Source organism: Rhodanobacter sp. FW021-MT20, from assembly GCF_041107475.1.
GTDB classification, from domain to species: domain Bacteria; phylum Pseudomonadota; class Gammaproteobacteria; order Xanthomonadales; family Rhodanobacteraceae; genus Rhodanobacter_A; species Rhodanobacter_A glycinis.
On the sequence record NZ_JBGBPX010000045.1, the window covers coordinates 1 to 1,268 of the forward strand.

The following is a 1,268-nucleotide window of genomic DNA, read 5'->3' on the forward strand; positions in this document are numbered from 1 at the left end:
CGCATCGAGGGGAAGCCTTGCGATTGATCGAGCCTATGACAGTCGGCTCGGGCGAGAGTTTCTCAACAGCCTGCTAAAGGCCATCCAATCGGCAAGGCTGGCGGCTTCTCACGCTCCAAACGATCCCATTGTGGAGAGCTAGCATGATCGGCTTCTTCATTCGTCTTGGGGCATCAGGTTGGCCTAACAGTTCGTTCAAGGCGGACGGCTTCGCCGCCGCTTAACTCAAGCGTTAGGCGGAAATGCAGGGGCAAGGAGGGTTTATGAAATGTTTCATCGTGGTAATTGCGCTTACGGTGCTGACGCTCACATCCTGTGAGCAACTGCCTGGCGCTACGAATGAAGCCAAGCGCGAAGTACGAAAACATCTGATCGACCCGAGCAGCGGTCAGTTTGAGTCGGTTTATGAGAATCCGAAAACTGGGGCTGTCTGCGGCTTTGTTAATGCAAAGAACAGAATGGGCGCGTACGTTGGTGCGAGCCCGTTTGTTTACGAAAAGTTATCCGGAGCAACTCTAGTTCAAGAGCAACCCACCGAACGAGACTTCGAGAGGTTCTTCGAGACGATCAAATACGCCGAACCTAACGACTATACGGAATTGGAAAACAGGTGCAAATCGGTTTCGCTTTGGCAGGAGAAGTGCGGAACAGAAATCCACTCAAACACAAACAAGTATTGCCAACTTATAGATCAAGGGAAATCCGAGATGGATATTTATGAGGCGGCGAAACCAAATTTGGACCTGTACTAAAGTGTTTCCGCCTAACAACTCAATCCAGCGGACGCCAACCCGCTACGCGGGTCGGCGCCGCTGATTTCGAGCGTTAGGCTTGCAAGAGAACATGGCGTATCGTGATGTCGTTACAACAACAGGAGACATATCGTGGTCAAAGTAGCGTTGTTCGTTCGCCTTGAAGCGAAACCCGGAAAAGAGAAAGAGGTGGAGAGCTTCCTTATGGGCGGTCTTCCCATTGTCAATGAGGAGCCTGCCACCACTGCTTGGTTTGGCATTCGCCTTGGGCCAAGTACTTTCGGAATCTTTGATGCCTTTCCGAATGAAGCGGGTCGGCAAGCCCATCTCTCCGGCAAGGTCGCAGCAGCGTTAATGGCAAAGGCCGGTGAGTTGTTCTCCGAGCCGCCGTCCATCGAGAAAGTTGACGTACTTGCGGCAAAGCTACCCGGCTAAGCAAGCCTAACAATTCCGTAAGAGACTTCCCGTCAACCCCAGGCGCATGACGCTTTTGCCTTGGGCTTTCAGGCGACTGCC

2 protein-coding genes are annotated in these 1,268 nt (G+C 52.6%); both read left to right on the plus strand.

What is annotated here, in order from left to right; all coding sequences use genetic code 11:
* Positions 1-263: 263 nt before the first annotated feature.
* Positions 264-752: a hypothetical protein gene (locus AB7849_RS19475; RefSeq protein ID WP_157618234.1), complete on the plus strand. Its 489-nt coding sequence runs from the start codon at positions 264-266 to the stop codon at positions 750-752.
* 132 nt (positions 753-884) lie between these two features.
* Complete coding sequence (locus AB7849_RS19480) at positions 885-1,187, plus strand: putative quinol monooxygenase (RefSeq protein WP_008217156.1); 303 nt, start codon at positions 885-887, stop codon at positions 1,185-1,187.
* Positions 1,188-1,268 lie beyond the last annotated feature (81 nt).